The sequence below is a fragment of the Collinsella sp. SGI.184 genome, from assembly GCF_050313415.1.
Classification (GTDB): Bacteria; Actinomycetota; Coriobacteriia; order Coriobacteriales; family Coriobacteriaceae; genus Collinsella.
Map to the genome: position 1 here is coordinate 23,727 of NZ_JBNPLJ010000015.1, position 14,440 is coordinate 38,166.

Genomic DNA, 14,440 nt, shown 5'->3' on the forward strand with positions numbered 1-14,440 from the left:
AACAACTGTTCGAAGATAATAATAACCGAACACTCGTTCCCGCGCTAGACTTTTTTGTCCTCGCGGCTTGATAAAACAGTTCTCGTCAAAAACGCGAGAGGAGAACATGATGAATGCAACGGATATGGTCCAGGGAAACCTCGCCCTTAAGCTCGAGACGCCTGCGGCGCCGGCTTTCACGGTTGTCAAAGGCGGCCGATCTGGTTTTCAAACACTGCCTGGCAAGCCCGTCCGCAGCCAGTGCGTCGCCACGACTTCGGCCCCCGTTGCTCTGAAGGCCTCGACGATTGTCGCCCTGGCCGTTGCGCTCACGCTCTTCTTTGTACTTGCTACCTCGATCTTCAGCGCTCGTCACGCCGCATATGCCGAGTCGGCATCTAACGTTACCTATGAGACCGTCCGTGTTCAGTCCGGAGATTCCTTGTGGTCGCTTGCTCAGGAGCATTCCGTTGACGGTCTTTCTACGCAGGAGACTTCTGACATAATTCGCAGTGTCAATCATCTGGAGCATGGGTCACTCGATGCGGGTGACGTTCTTAAAGTTCCTGCGCGTTCGTAAGATTTAAGCTCCGGCACATGGTACCCTTGTTATCGTTTTGGAGGAGGTACCATGCGCTGTCCCAGATGCGGCAATGCACATACCCGTGTTGTCGATTCCCGTATGCAGGAATCTAATAACACCATTAAACGCCGTCGTGAATGTTGTTCGTGCAACTATCGCTTCACAACATTCGAGCGATGCGAAGACCCCATCGAGGTCATCAAATCTGATGGGTCAAGGCAGCGGTTCGATCGCAATAAGCTGCTGGTCGGCTTAATGCGCGCTACGATTAAGCGCGACATCGACACGAAAAAGCTCAATGAGCTCATCGATGACATCGAGGTGGAGCTGCGTTCACGTACGCTGACGGCTGTTACGTCCCACGACCTGGGCGACATGGTGCTTAAGCGCCTGGCCAAGATCGACAAGGTGGCCTACATTCGCTTTGCCTCGGTCTATCGCGATTTCAAAGACATCGATGAGTTTTTGCAAGAGCTCGACAAGCTAAGGTGATTTTATGTCCAACATTACGGTCAACATTAAGCGTCTCGACCCTACGATCGACCTTCCCAAATACGCCCATCCCTCAGATGCCGGTTTGGACCTCCGTGCCAATGAGGACTGTACCCTTAAGCCCTTCGAGCGACGCTTGGTCTCTACTGGCCTTGCGATCGCGCTGCCCGATGGATACGCTGGCTTCGTTCAGCCTCGCAGTGGCCTGGCTATTAAGCAGGGTCTGTCTATAGTCAACACGCCTGGCCTCATCGACGCCCACTACCGAGGAGAACTCAAAGTCATCCTTATCAACCTGGATCCATCCAATGAAATCCAGATCAACAAGGGTGACCGAATCGCTCAACTCGTCATCCAAGAAGTTCCCACGGTCAATCTCGTGGAGGTAGACGAACTAGACGAAACGGACCGAGGCAACGGAGGCTTCGGCTCCAGCGGCGTCGCCTAGTTGCTTCCGTCCGCTCACCCGTGGGAGGGCCCTATATATCATCCCATGCTCAAACATTCTCGCTGCGCTGCGAAACTGCGCGTGGGACGATATATAGGGCCCTCCCACGGGTGAGCTACGTTTGTATGCTTGTAACTACCGTGCCTCTTCGCTGGAAGCTGATAGCATTAATCAATTTGTAAGCCGGTGCGACAAGGGAGTTTCTCCTTTGTCGCACCGGCTTTCTAGTCGGATTGCAATTTGTTTTCAAGCAGGAAACCTCTCGTCCGGGACTCACCCATATCGTTCCACGCGCAGTTTCGCAGCGAGCGCAGCGAAGCGAGAATGTTTGAGCATGGAATGATATGGGTGAGTCCCGGACGGGTGGGATTAGTGCGCCCTGCGAAGCGAGAATGTTTGAGCATGGAATGATATGTGTGAGAAGCGGGCGGGAGGGATACGAGCGCGCAGCGAGAATGTTTGAGCATGGAATGATATATGGGCGGCTCCCGCCGAGCAGCGGACTTTCGCCTAGCGGATATGCGCGGGTTTTCCGCCCCAGTAGAAGCGGCAGAAGGCTCGTTTGCGCTTTTGGGGCTTGCCTGTAAGTTCCATGGTTGCGATGGCGATGTCCTCGGCCGCGTGTGGACGGCGTAGCACTTCGCCATTGATGAGCAGTGCCTTGAGCGACTCGGGATGATCGTGGAGATGGCGCAGCGTCACAATGAGCTCGCGTGCGGTGGTGACATGCATACTGGCGCCCAAGTCGGTGAGCATGGTGGTGTTGGCCTTTTCCTGGCCATAGGACTTGCCCAGCAGAATCATCGGCAGGTGTGCACACAGGCATTCGGTAACAGTGAGTCCGCCCGATTTGAGAATTGCCAGATCGCAGCCGTGCATGAGCGCTGCCATGTCATCGACATAGTCAAGAACCGTGACGTTTTCGAGTTTCATGGCTTCGAAGAGCGTTTTCAGGCGCGTGGCGTATTCCGTGTCCTTGCCCGGCAAAAAGACAAAGTGCATATCCTCGAAGCTACGGAGGAAGGGGAGGGTGTGGTCCATCGCCGCGCGAAAGCGAACGTACGGTTGAGGCAAACTAGCGCCGGCCATTACCAGCACAATGGTCTTGTCGATAGGGAGATTGAACTTCTCGAGTTCTTCCTCACGATTGTAATCCGTGTCAAATCCAGCGCGAATAGGGATGCCCGTAATGCGTATCTTTGCCTCAGGAACCTTGCGTGGGCGGAGCGTCTCGGCCATAAACTCGTTTGCCACGCAGAATAAGTCGGTGTCCTTATGGGGCCACCAGCCCTCGACCTCGTAATCGGTCGGCACGCAAATGACGGGATAGTCGATGCCCGTAATGACGCGCGCACCAACCGCAACGTTGGCTGCCGTGATATGTGTGGCGACCACGGCAATAGGCCTACGAGTGCGAACGTATTCGTTAAATGCGGGGAACATAATGCGTGACCATGCCGTGCCGCCGCCCCAAAGCAGGTGTCCGGTAAGGGTATATCGCCAGGTCAAGTCATAAATTGGGCGTGTGGCGCCGGTAAACGATGCGGCCGTTTTGTTGCCGTCGAATTTTATGCGTCCAAAATCGAGGATATCCAAGACCTCAATCTCGACATCCTGCGGTATGCCCTTGGTACCGCGTATAAGCTCGAATGCTTGTGCGATAGCGTTGGCTGCCGCTTTGTGTCCCGAACCAACCGATGCGTGGACAATGGTCACTAAGGGCTTTTGTCCAGGTGACGGCATCAATTGCTCCGATTGAGGGGCGCTTTGCGTGGGTAGGGGAGCGTCATTGCCCATCTGCGTTTGATCCATCGATAACTCCCCTTCATCGTTGTTTCGCAAAGAATCATTGTAGTGCATGACTGTCATGTTCTCCCAAATTTGGGTATGAGCGCAAAGAACGCCAATGTTTCGATGAGAGGACACTCCATGACTACCAATCAGCCGATCGATGTTGCGATTATCGGCGGCGGCCCAGCGGGCTATGCTGCAGCCATTTATGCGTCGCGATCCAATCTAACGACGACTGTGATTGAGCAAGGCATGTCGGGAGGACAGATCGCCACAACCAATGAGGTCGAAAACTATCCGGGCATTCCGCTCTTGAGCGGCGCCGAACTCGGCGAGCGTTTTCAGCAACATGCAGAGGGCCTGGGTGCGCAGGTCGTATGGAGCATGGTTACGGGTATCGATTACGATGCGGATGCGTCGCTGTTTACGGTGCATCACGATACGGGCGATACGCTGGCCTCGAGTGTTATCGCTTGCATGGGCGCCACGCCGCGCTCTGCTGGCTTTATCGGCGAGGATACGTATCGCGGTCGCGGCGTTTCGTATTGTGCGACGTGCGACGGCATGTTCTTTCGTGGCAAACAGGTCTTTGTCATTGGCGGCGGTAATGCTGCCTGCGAGGAAGCCCTGTTCTTATCAGAAATTGCCAGCAGCGTGACCATCGTCTTGCGCCGCGATCAGTTCCGTGCTCCCGATGGCGTGGTTCAAAAGGTGCTCGCTAAAGATAATATTTCTGTTAGGTACCAAACTAGTATTGTGGAGCTATCGGGCGAGGTCATGCCTACAACTATCACGTTTAAGGACAACGCCACCGGTGATACCTATTCCGAGTCCTTTGATCCTGGCTCGTTTGGCATCTTTGTCTTTGCCGGAACACAGCCCCATACTGAGCTTGTACAGCATCTGGTGGATCTGGCGCCTGACGGCGGTATCGTTACCGACGACTCGATGGCCACGTGCACGCCGGGTTTGTTTGCTGCCGGCGATATCCGTTCCAAGCGTTTACGCCAGGTTGTGACCGCCGTTTCGGACGGAGCCATAGCGGCTACCAGCGCATACGCCTTCTTACGAGGATAAGTACGATAATATATCTTATGTAAGGTTGCTATCTTTATACAAAGTGGTTGGACGGTGCGACAATGTGCTGTCCAACCACTTTTACTTAGCGGCTATGTGGTATGCAAAACTAGATAATCTAGAATAGAATATAGAAAACGAACGGAGGTCTCTTATGAACCACGTCAAACATGTTATCCCGATGTCCGATACATCGGTCAGCATTAAGCCGGAGGATATTCAGCCGACGGTGCTGCCGGATGCATTTATTCAGTCCGATATGGTGGATAAACTCAATGCGTTGAGCCTGCCACGCTATGACCAGCTGCCCAACGTAACGCTCTATCGCGATCAGGTCATTGAATATGTTGCGCTGTGGATGGAGCCGCTTTCGATTTGCGTAGAGCAGCCCGTTATCACGCCTTCGATGATCAATAACTACGTAAAGGTCGGCCTCGTTCCTGCTCCGGTTAAAAAGCAGTATGGCCGTGAGCAGATTGCGCGTCTCATCGCCATTTGTATCTTTAAGCAGGTGCTACCCATCGCTGCGGTTCAGGCGCTCTTTAATATTCAGCGCTTGAGCTACGACGCTCCGACGGCTTTCGATTATGTAGTCGATCAACTTGAGGCATCGATTCGTGCGGCTTTTTCTCTTGAGCAGACTCCCGTGCCCGATACCGCACATCAGGTTACGCGCGAATCGCTGCTCGTACGCAGTGCGGTATCGTCTTTTGTATCGAAGGCGTACCTGATGAGCTACCTCAAGTTCAATGGGTTTAATAGCTAGGCGACGTATAACGCGGGCGGGATAAAGAGCCATCAGTCACTTTGTCCCGTCCGCGTTTTTGCTTGGTTGAGCTTTATTGGCCCGAAGCCATGCCCATGCCGTAGCCGATGATGAGACCATGCATCTCGGCGTAATAGGAATCTAGGCCGTTGCAGGGCATGATGATAGTCTTGGAGCCTGGCCAGTGCTCCACAATGCGGTCGGCAAGCGCCTGGGCTCCAGCTTCGTTCTCAACGTGATCGATGATGACCTCGCCGCCCGTGAAACCCTCGGCCGCCATGGTGTCGACAATCTTGGTGAGCATCTTCTTTTCGCCTCGCGTATGCCCAACGAGTTCAATTTCGCCCGCTTCGCTCGCCGTGCCCAAAATGCGGATGTTGAGCTTGTTGGCAATAACACCGGCCGCCTTGGGGATACGTCCGGCCTTCGCAAGGTTTTCGTAATTGCATAAACTAAAGAGGATTTTGCTGTTCTGCTCCAAGCTATCGAAGTAGGCGCAGGCTTCCTCAAAGGAGGCATCCGGTTTACTTGCAAGATAGCGATCAAACAGTAAGAAGATCAGGTCCATCTTGCCGCCTGCTGCGCGCGAATTAACCAGGTGAATCTTACGATTGGGCTCTTCGGCAAGCACCATGTCACGCGCAGTGGCCGCGGCATTGTAGCTTCCCGAGACGCCCTCGGAGATGGGCATGCAGATCGTCTTGTCGGCGAGCTTAAAGAGCTCAGCCCACTCCCCTACGCTTGGGCAGGAGCTCGATGATGCGCTGGATTCCGATTGAATGGCAACATTAAGCTCGTGAACATCGAGCGAGAGATCGTCGACAAATTCACGCTCCCCCACTCGGATCTTAAGGGGTGCAAATGCAAAGGTGGTATGAGGTGCGGTTGGTTGCCAATCGCGAAGATTGCAGCTCGAATCTGAGATGAGTGCCCAGCTCATTGAGGGTCCTTTCTAGTTGTTCCTCAACAATTATAGCTATCTTTTGGACAGATGCTGCGCATATCTAGTATTCAAAACTAGATTGTAGTTTACACACAAAATGGGCGGTCGAGATAAAACAATGGACCTCGCTCCCAAAGGATACGAGGTCCACTTTCGTTAGCTGAGTTAAAACACTTAATAGCGAACGAAAATATAATTGTTGTTCATGCCAGCGGCAACGGAGCTGATGATAACGCCCGTGCTGTAGTCGGAAGCATGGATCATCTGGCCGTTACCAATGTAGATGCCGGTGTGGTAAGAGTTAACAACGACGTCGCCCGGCTGAGGATCAGAAACACGGGGCCAACCCATGAAGGTGCCGGTAGTGCCCAGGCGACAGTAGCGACCGGTGAGGCAGTAGCTTACAAAGCCGGAGCAGTCAAAGCTGTTCGGGCCAATACCGCCCCAGGAATAAGCGCAACCAAGCTTGCTATAAGCGCGAGAGACAACGCTGCCGCCGTCAACGGACTGGCTCGGCGCGGAAGGGGCCGGTGCCGGGGCGGGCGTCGAGGGCTGCGGCGTGGGAGCAGGAGCGGGCGCGGGCGCAGGCGTGTTACCGCCGCCATTGTTGGTCGTACCGCCACCATTGTTGGTGTTCTCGGTCGTACCGGCGGTGTCGTTGCTCACCGTGGCCTTTTCGGCGGTGCTGGCATTTATGCCAGCCTGCAGCGCGGCGTTCGCCTCGGCCTCGGCAGCAAGCTCGGCCTGCAGCTGTGAATCCAGGGAGTTCACGACACTCTGGGCCTCAGCCTGCTGGGCGTTGAGTTCGTCGACCTTCTTCTGCGTCGCGGCGACGTTCTTCTCCTGCTCGGCCTGCTTATCGGTGAGCTGCTGCTTAAGGTCCTTGACCTCCTGAATGGTCTGGGCCTGCTTGTCGGAAACCTTGCCGTAGTAGAACAAACGGTTGAGCATATCGCCCAGATCGTCGACGCCCGTCAGAACCTGAAGGAGACTCAGACCGCCGGTCTTGTACTCACCGGCAACGTAGCTCGAAAGCTTTGCCTGGCCCTCGGCAATCTCTTGCTGCTTTTGCGTGATCTCGCCTGCAGTCTGATCAAGCTCCTGCGTCTGAGCGGAGAGTTCTTCATGAATTTGCTGGGTTTGCGTACCGATCTGCTCGAGTTTGGTACGAGCGGCGGCAAGATCGGACGCGGTATCGGCATAGGCAGGAGCCGCGAGGCCCAAGCCCAAAACACAAGCGAGGGTTGCCGTAGCTGCGCAGCGTGCCATGTTTTTGTGCGTGTTTGCTGTGCGCATGGAGCTTCCTTTCCAGTATCTAAGGGTAGCGGCTAGTCCACCGTTACCAGGCTAAAGAGCTCAACGTCCTCGTTAGAAGGCGTGAGCTTCTTGCGCGGATTAAGAAACGCAAGCTCAAGGATACAACCATAACCTACGAGCTTTGCGCCCATATCTCGCACTAGTTTACCTGTTGCCTCAACGGTTCCGCCTGTCGCGACCAAGTCGTCCAGAATCAACACGGTATCTTTAGAGCTGATGGCATCGACGTGAATCTCAATCGAATCGGTTCCATACTCGAGCTCGTATTCCTGGCTAACGGTCTTACGTGGCAGTTTTCCCGGTTTACGTGCAGGAACAAAGCCCGCGCCGAGTGCCACGGCAACAGGCACGCCTACCATAAAACCGCGAGCCTCGGGTCCTACAACCTTAGTGATGCCCATACCGGAGAAATGCTCCGTTAGCGCGTCGACCATGGCTTTAAGCGCTTCGGGATTGCTAAAGAGCGGCGTGATGTCCTTAAAGACGACTCCGGGCTCGGGATAGTCGGGGATGTCGACGATGTGAGATTCGAAGTCGTACATGGTGTGACCTTTCATGGGAGGCTGGTTTGTAGAAGCGTTTATTTGTCCGCGCTGGCGGTGCCGGTGTGCGAGGGGGCGACAACCTTAAGCGGCTGCACGAGGGATTCCTCGCGCACGGGGACCGCGGAGGCAGATGCCTCTTCGCTTTTGGCCTTGGTTGATTCGGAGCGTGCGATCTCCTCATCGAGGGCATCGATATCGGCGTCCTCGACTACGGCGTTGAGTGACTCAAATACGCGGTTCTTGAGCAGCGCAGTATGCACGCCCTCGGTGAGGTCATGCAACTTCTTAAACGCGCGTTCGAGCTTGGCATCGCGTTCGTCATCGGAGGTGTCCATGCCAAGCATACTCACGAGCACTTGCTCGAACATCGAAGACTCGCGGTTGGCGGATGATACGTACTGACGAAGGTTTCGCGGCTCGATATGAAAGCGTGACAGCTCGGAACAGTAGCGGATAATCGGAAAATCGCGCCCGTCGACGAGCTCGCGGTTCTGCGGACTCTTGATAATGCGAATAAGGTCGTTTTCGGCCAAGGAGCGAATAAACGAGATCTCGACGCCCAACATATCCGGAATGGTCTCGATGGGGTGCAGCTTTTGCTTGGTTTCCTTGGGCTCCGTCTTGAGCGGAACATCGGACAGCAGGCCCACCTCGTAGGCAAGCGTGGAGAGATCTGTAGCGTTTTCCAGGCGTTGCTTGATCACGTTGAGCGGCATGTAGCGCGTCTTCTGCAGGTGCAGAATGACCTCTAGACGGTCAACGTCCTCCTTGGAGTATTGGCGATACCCCTTAGGCGTACGATGAGGGGTGATGAGCCCCTCATCTTCTAGAAATCTAATTTTTGAGTTCGAAAGATCGGGGTATGCGCCTCGAAGTAAATTGACGACCTGGCCGATACTCAGATAGTTGCGTTCGGCCATGCCCTACTCACCGGTTTCGATGCGCTCCGGCGTGCTCTCGTGGTAGATGAGCGTAAACGTACCGATCTGGACGGAAGATCCGTCGTGCAGCGGGGCGGCATTGACGATGGCGCCATCAACCCACGTGCCGTTGAGCGAGCCTAAGTCCTCGATGCGAGCAGCCAGACCCTCGCGAATAATGCGTGCGTGGCTACGCGATACGGTCATGTCATTGAGGAAAATGCCGTTTGCCGGATCGCGGCCAATGGTGGTCACATCATCCTCGAGTTCAAAGGCAGCACCGGTCTGCGGCCCCTTGACAATAGACAGAACGGGGGCAGTGATGCGAACGTTCGCCATAAGATCGGGAACGGTAACGTCGCTCGAAGGCACACGGAAGACGCAGGTTGCGTCGGCAGTCTTATCGTTTTGAGGCATATTGTTAACCATGTTGTCCATGACAACCCCTAACTTAACGCGGACATGCCGCAAAGAATGAACTGTACGTAATAATACCCCAATGGCTTAGTCTTCGATTTCGGGGTTAAGAAAGTCGACGTCTTCGTCCTCTGGATGCGCAACAGCCTGTTTAATGGCCGCTCCACCCTTAATGGAATAGATGACAGCGGTGACCATGGAGAAGATGACGCCGCCATACACAAAGAAGATGCCGAGCGGTACCGAGCTGCCGTTGAGGCCCGGGAAGGCCGTGAACGTGGCGGGCAGCAGATGCCAGCCGTCCACGACGGGAAAGCCAAGCAGCATGAGCGAGAAGCCGGTCATGAGCAGCGCCGTGGCAATCTTGCCGGGAAACACTACGTCGATGGGGCGGCGGTGGTAGTGGCGCACGATGAGCGTGCCGATGCCCAGGTAGATATCGCGCCCAATGATGAGCACGCAGACCCAGATGGGAAGCTCGCCGCGAACCACGAGACCTAAAACTCCTGTAAATAGCAGCGCACGGTCGCAGATGGGATCCATAACCTTGCCGAGCCACGAGACCGTTTTAGTCATGCGGGCAATCTGACCGTCCATCCAGTCGGTGGAAGCCGCGATGGCATAGATGACAATGGCGACGACACGGTTGTTGTCCGTCACAAACAGGTACAGGAAGACCAGCGTGAGGACCAGGCGCGTGAAGGTAATGAAATTGGAGATCGTGAAAATCTTATTCGACGGGTAATCGGAGGTGCCGATAAGCTCCTTTTTGATCTTCTTTTTGATGCCCACAGGACTCCCCCGCTGGTAAACGACAAAACTCTCGATACTATACCCGTTCTGGCGATGTCTATCCAGCGCGAGCATAGAGAGTCCAGACATGTGGAGGACGGTATCGGCCGGGATGTTTATCGCTTTTGTGTACATCAGCCTCCAGATATGTCGAAAAATGTTGTTTTTGGAGGCTGATGTACAGGTTTTTGTTGCGCAGACGTATTGAACGGGAAAGTCGTTGACTCTTCGTTGCTATAAGCAATTGCTTAAAACAAAAAAGGTCAGGCACTAGGTGCCTGACCTGTAAACTTCTGGTCGGGACGACTGGATTCGAACCAGCGACCCCTTGACCCCCAGTCAAGTGCGCTACCAAGCTGCGCCACGTCCCGAAGCTTTTGTTTGTTGCTCTGCTCTCGCTCGCAACAGGGAGTATAATAACCCGAAACTTTGTCCTTGTGCAAGAACTTTTTTACAAATTTTGAAGCAAGTCTAAAATTGTATCTGCGAGCTGGTGTTTTGTTAGTACGGGAAGTTCTTGCGTGCCCGCTGTACTTACTATCCAGGCCTTGTTGGTATCGGTCCCAAAGCCCGAATCGGCGCGCGAGACATCGTTGGCGATAATGGCATCGCAACCCTTGCGCACGAGTTTGCGCTGCGCGTACTCCACGACGTTATCGGTCTCGGCCGCAAAGCCGATCACACGGCGATCGCCCTTTTGGCGTGAGAGCTCGGCCAGGATGTCAACGGTCTCGACGAGCTCAATTCGATCCAGGCGCTCGTTGGCCTTTTTGAGTTTATGGTCCGCCGGGGCCGCAGGCGTGTAGTCGGCGACGGCGGCGGCACAAATGGCCGCGTCGGCCGTCTGGAAGGCGCTCAGCGCAGCCTGGAGCATTTCCGCGGCGGTTTGTACGCGCACGCACGCTACACCGCGGGGAACGTCGAGCGATGTCGGTCCCAGCACGAGCGTGACGGCGGCACCGCGGCGCGCGGCCTCCCCCGCCAGGGCGATGCCCATCTTGCCCGATGAACGGTTGCCAATGAAGCGCACGGGGTCGATCGGTTCGTGCGTGGGGCCGGCGGTGATCACGATGCGCTTGCCCACAAGGTCCTGAGGAGCGAGGTCGAGCAGCTTGCAGACGGCCTCGACGATGTCCTCGGGCTCGCTCATGCGTCCCGTGTCCACATCGCCGCAGGCAAGGTAGCCGCTACCCGGACCCACAACGTGGACACCGCGCTCGCGCAGCGTGGTCATGTTGGCCTGCGTGGCCGGCGCCTTCCACATGCCATTGTTCATGGCCGGCGCGACCACGATAGGACGCGGCGTGGCAAGCAGCGTAGTGGAGATGAGGTCATCGGCGATGCCGTTGGCCATCTTGGCGATGATATTGGCCGTCGCGGGCGCCACGACCACCAAGTCGGGCTCCTGCGCCAGCGAGATATGGTGGATGGGGTCGGAGGGGTCGTCGAACAGACCCACGGCGACCGGCTCGCCCGTGAGCGCGCGAAAGGTGAGCGGACCCACAAACTCCGTGGCATGCTCGCTCATAACGACCTTGACGCGTGCGCCGCGTTTTTGCAGCAGGCGCACGATATTGCACGACTTATAGGCGGCGATCCCGCCGGTAATGCCCAGCAGGATCGTTTTTCCCTCAAGTTGCATTGAATTGTCGGGTGCCGTCGTCATTGTTAGGCTTCCTTGTTGGGGAGCACGAGCAGGCGGTGGCAGTACGGGCAGTGCGTGATCTCACTACCGTCGTGGTTGAGGTCGCTCATGGACGACGCCTGCAGCGCGGTGTGGCAGACCGTGGGGATGTTGCCCTTGATGGTCTCGACGGCCAGGCCACGGAACTGCTTGAGTAGACGCTCGTAGTCGGTGAGCACGTCTGTCGGCAGCGTGGCGGCAAGCGCGGTGCGCTCCTTGGTGGCGGCATCAATCTGGGCCTGGAGGTCGGCGGCCTTGGCACGGGCAGCCTTGGTGTCGGCCTTTACGCCCTCCTCGAATTTGGCGATGATGGCCTGCGCGCGAGCCTCACGGTCGAGCGCCTCCTTGTGGGCGACAACGACATCCTTGCGGGTGTGCTCAATCTTGTCCAGTCGCTTGGCCAGGGTGGCGAGCTCGTTTTCCAGATCCTGGACCTCGCGGTAGTCAGAGCCGTCGACGTGGCGTTTCTTGGCGGCCTCGATGGCGTTGTTGGTCTGGATCTCGGTGGTGTTGAGATCGTCCAGCTCAATGTCGAGGTCCTTGCGCTGAGCATAGAGCTTGGTCATTTCGGACTTAAGCTTTACATAGGTTTTGCGCTTTGAGGCGAGCTCCTTGAGCTCCGGCATATTGGCAAGTTCGCTCTTGTTGCGGGCGAGCTCCAAATCGATCTGTTGCAGCTTGAGTAGCGTAGCGCCGGCGCTCATAAGTTCTCTCCTTTTGTCACAGTCCACCATTGGCAAGGGTTCAGTATTTTAATCGCATGACGGGGGTCGACCCCGGCGTCAACCGCAGAGTTCATCAAGATATCCACGAACGGCTCCTCGGAGCGGTCGTGGCCGAGCAAGATCACGCTCAGCCCGCGCAAGGCAAGGTCTTGTGCCACGTGATAGCCCGCCTCGCCCGTCACGATGACATCCGCACCGGCAGCGATGGCAAGCTCGCCAAAGTCGCCGAGGGAGCCGCCCAGAATGGCGACGGTGCGGCACGGGCGCTCGGCATCGCCCCATACGCGTGGATCGCTGCCAAAGGCCGTGGCAGCACGGGCGGCAAGATCGCGCAGCGTGCACGGGTCGTTGAGTGTCGCAAAAACTCCCAGGCCGCAGGCCTCGGGGTCGTCCACGTGCTCCAACGAGCTTGCAGGCGCCGCGTCCAACAGCTTACTTAGGCAGATGCGTGCCTCGTGCGAGCGGTCCAGGTTGGTGTGGAGCGAGATAATGCTCACCCCGCAGCGGGCCGCCTCGTAGAGCGCCGCGCTGCATTGGGGGCGCGTTGCGCTGGGCGGGCAAAACGACTCGGGCGCCTTGATGTAGACGGGATGATGCGTGAGCAACACGTTGGCTCCGGCTTTCAAGGCGCGCTGCACGTTGTCCCTGGTAGCGTCAAGCGCGCAGGCAACGCCGCGGATCTCGTCGTCGGGGTCGCCAACGGATAAGCCTACGTGGTCCCAGGGCTCGGCGTCCGTCTTGGGATAGCGTGCCAGCAGGGCACGCTCGAGCTCGGCGACGATCATGCGGCACCTACGATCGAGAGCAGCGTCTGGGCAAAGTCGTCCAGATCGGTCGGATTCACGCGGTCATCGAAGGAGATGCGCAGTGCGCCCAGCGCCTGCTCGCGACCAATGCCCATGGCGCTGAGCACGTGGCTCGGGTCCATGCTGCCGCTCGAGCAAGCCGATCCGGCCGAAACCTCAAAACCAGCGGCGTCAAGCTTGATGATGAGTTCCTCGGAGTCCATGCCGTCAATATAGATCGAAACCATGCCGGGCAGACGGTCGGCCTGCGTGTAGTCGCCCATGGTGGCGTGAATGCGCGGATGGGCCGTGAGCGTGGCGTAGAGCTTGTCGGAAAGGGCTTGCAGCTTCTCGCGCTCCTGAGCCACATGGGGCGCCAGAGACGAGGCGGCAGCGGCAAAGGCCAGCTGCGTGCGCAGGTCCTGAGTGCCGGCACGACGTCCGGCTTCCTGTCCTCCGCCAAAGATGCGGGGGCGCAGCGGCGTGCGGCTTTTTAGGTATAACGCGCCGGAGGCTACGGGGCCGCCAATCTTGTGTGCTGCAACGGTCATAGCATCGACGCCCAGTTCGGTCACATCGAGCGGAATATGCAGATAGCCCTGGATGGCATCGGTGTGGAACAGGGCGCCCGCGGTGTGCGCAGCCGCGGCAAGTTCGCGGATAGGCTGTACCACACCGGTCTCGTTGTTGGCGGCCATGATGCTCACGAGCGCGACGTCGTCGCCCAACAAGTCGCTCAGCGCGGCAGGCTCGATGTAACCCGCACGGCAGGGCTGCACCAGGTCGACGGTAAAGCCGGCGGCACGCAGTAGCGGCAGGTTGTCCAGAATCGAATCGTGCTCGATGGCCGAAACGATTACACGATCGCGCTTACGATCGCGCTGACGAGCACCCTCGGCAAGCCCGAGGAGCGCCAGCTGGTTGGCCTCGGTACCGCCGTTGGTTAGGACAATCTCGGACGGGCGAACGCGCGCGCCAAAGCTGCGGGCGATCTCGCGGCGTGCAACCTCCAGACGTGCGGCAGCCTTGCGGCCGAGCGAGTGCAGCGAGTTGGGGTTGACGCCGGCGAGCTCGCTGTCGTCATATTCGCGCTGCGCAAGGAGCGCCTCGGCGCGCATGGGCGTCGAGGCGGCATAGTCAAGATTCACGGGTATGCGGTTTTGACCTGCGGTCATA

16 protein-coding genes and 1 tRNA gene are annotated in these 14,440 nt (G+C 57.0%); 5 read left to right on the top strand and 12 right to left on the bottom strand.

The features are described from left to right. The first annotated feature begins 109 nt into the window (after positions 1 to 109). Genes ACQRAJ_RS06190 through dut form a run of 3 tightly spaced genes read left to right on the top strand, consistent with a single transcriptional unit; the run spans position 110 to position 1,502 of the window. Entirely contained in the window at positions 110 to 559 is a 450-nt protein-coding gene (locus ACQRAJ_RS06190; RefSeq protein WP_427717462.1) for a LysM peptidoglycan-binding domain-containing protein, read from the top strand. Positions 560 to 610: 51 nt separating this feature from the next. After that, positions 611 to 1,054 carry a transcriptional regulator NrdR gene (nrdR, locus tag ACQRAJ_RS06195; protein ID WP_427717459.1) on the top strand — a complete coding sequence of 148 codons (444 nt, stop codon included), beginning with the start codon at positions 611 to 613 and terminating at the stop codon, positions 1,052 to 1,054. 4 nt (positions 1,055 to 1,058) lie between these two features. Further along, entirely contained in the window at positions 1,059 to 1,502 is a 444-nt protein-coding gene (dut, locus tag ACQRAJ_RS06200; protein WP_427748035.1) for a dUTP diphosphatase, read from the top strand. 510 nt (positions 1,503 to 2,012) lie between these two features. On the opposite strand, the gene ACQRAJ_RS06205 is transcribed toward dut, so the two are convergent. After that, positions 2,013 to 3,245, bottom strand: coding sequence for an MGDG synthase family glycosyltransferase (locus tag ACQRAJ_RS06205; RefSeq protein ID WP_427748036.1), 1,233 nt, complete (start codon positions 3,243 to 3,245; stop codon positions 2,013 to 2,015). A gap of 186 nt (positions 3,246 to 3,431) precedes the next feature. Between ACQRAJ_RS06205 and ACQRAJ_RS06210 the strand changes: the two genes are divergently transcribed. After that, the gene (locus ACQRAJ_RS06210) at positions 3,432 to 4,370 is read left to right on the top strand and encodes an NAD(P)/FAD-dependent oxidoreductase (protein WP_427748037.1); all 939 of its coding nucleotides are present in this window, start codon (positions 3,432 to 3,434) and stop codon (positions 4,368 to 4,370) included. 154 nt (positions 4,371 to 4,524) lie between these two features. Next, positions 4,525 to 5,136 (top strand): DUF1836 domain-containing protein, encoded by a 612-nt coding sequence (locus ACQRAJ_RS06215; RefSeq protein WP_427748038.1) that lies wholly within the window; start codon positions 4,525 to 4,527, stop codon positions 5,134 to 5,136. A 73-nt stretch (positions 5,137 to 5,209) separates the two neighbouring features. Here ACQRAJ_RS06215 and ACQRAJ_RS06220 read toward each other — a convergent pair whose 3' ends face one another. The 11 genes from ACQRAJ_RS06220 to ACQRAJ_RS06270 all read right to left on the bottom strand — a co-directional run bounded on the left by ACQRAJ_RS06220 (position 5,210) and on the right by ACQRAJ_RS06270 (position 14,439). Continuing rightward, positions 5,210 to 6,076 (bottom strand): DegV family protein, encoded by an 867-nt coding sequence (locus tag ACQRAJ_RS06220; protein ID WP_427748039.1) that lies wholly within the window; start codon positions 6,074 to 6,076, stop codon positions 5,210 to 5,212. A 177-nt stretch (positions 6,077 to 6,253) separates the two neighbouring features. Beyond that, positions 6,254 to 7,375, bottom strand: a complete 1,122-nt coding sequence (locus ACQRAJ_RS06225) for a coiled-coil domain-containing protein (protein WP_154516376.1) — start codon at positions 7,373 to 7,375, stop codon at positions 6,254 to 6,256. 32 nt (positions 7,376 to 7,407) lie between these two features. Next, a complete protein-coding gene (locus tag ACQRAJ_RS06230) occupies positions 7,408 to 7,938 on the bottom strand; it encodes an adenine phosphoribosyltransferase (protein ID WP_427748040.1) in 531 nt (176 codons plus the stop codon). A 38-nt stretch (positions 7,939 to 7,976) separates the two neighbouring features. Then, positions 7,977 to 8,861 (bottom strand): MerR family transcriptional regulator, encoded by an 885-nt coding sequence (locus ACQRAJ_RS06235; protein ID WP_154516382.1) that lies wholly within the window; start codon positions 8,859 to 8,861, stop codon positions 7,977 to 7,979. Positions 8,862 to 8,864: 3 nt separating this feature from the next. Then, complete coding sequence (locus ACQRAJ_RS06240) at positions 8,865 to 9,299, bottom strand: FHA domain-containing protein (RefSeq protein ID WP_195838557.1); 435 nt, start codon at positions 9,297 to 9,299, stop codon at positions 8,865 to 8,867. A 66-nt stretch (positions 9,300 to 9,365) separates the two neighbouring features. Next, positions 9,366 to 10,070 (bottom strand): CDP-alcohol phosphatidyltransferase family protein, encoded by a 705-nt coding sequence (locus ACQRAJ_RS06245; RefSeq protein ID WP_427748042.1) that lies wholly within the window; start codon positions 10,068 to 10,070, stop codon positions 9,366 to 9,368. A gap of 294 nt (positions 10,071 to 10,364) precedes the next feature. After that, positions 10,365 to 10,441, bottom strand: a tRNA-Pro gene (locus ACQRAJ_RS06250). Positions 10,442 to 10,521: 80 nt separating this feature from the next. Beyond that, on the bottom strand, positions 10,522 to 11,736 hold the full coding sequence (coaBC, locus tag ACQRAJ_RS06255) for a bifunctional phosphopantothenoylcysteine decarboxylase/phosphopantothenate--cysteine ligase CoaBC (protein WP_427748043.1): 1,215 nt from the start codon (positions 11,734 to 11,736) through the stop codon (positions 10,522 to 10,524). A 2-nt stretch (positions 11,737 to 11,738) separates the two neighbouring features. Further along, positions 11,739 to 12,458, bottom strand: a complete 720-nt coding sequence (locus ACQRAJ_RS06260) for a zinc ribbon domain-containing protein (RefSeq protein WP_427748044.1) — start codon at positions 12,456 to 12,458, stop codon at positions 11,739 to 11,741. Further along, positions 12,455 to 13,264 (bottom strand): Nif3-like dinuclear metal center hexameric protein, encoded by an 810-nt coding sequence (locus ACQRAJ_RS06265; RefSeq protein WP_427748045.1) that lies wholly within the window; start codon positions 13,262 to 13,264, stop codon positions 12,455 to 12,457. The genes ACQRAJ_RS06260 and ACQRAJ_RS06265 overlap by 4 nt, the downstream gene beginning before the upstream one ends. Beyond that, the gene (locus ACQRAJ_RS06270; protein ID WP_427748046.1) at positions 13,261 to 14,439 is read right to left on the bottom strand and encodes a cysteine desulfurase family protein; all 1,179 of its coding nucleotides are present in this window, start codon (positions 14,437 to 14,439) and stop codon (positions 13,261 to 13,263) included. The genes ACQRAJ_RS06265 and ACQRAJ_RS06270 overlap by 4 nt, the downstream gene beginning before the upstream one ends. Position 14,440 lies beyond the last annotated feature (1 nt).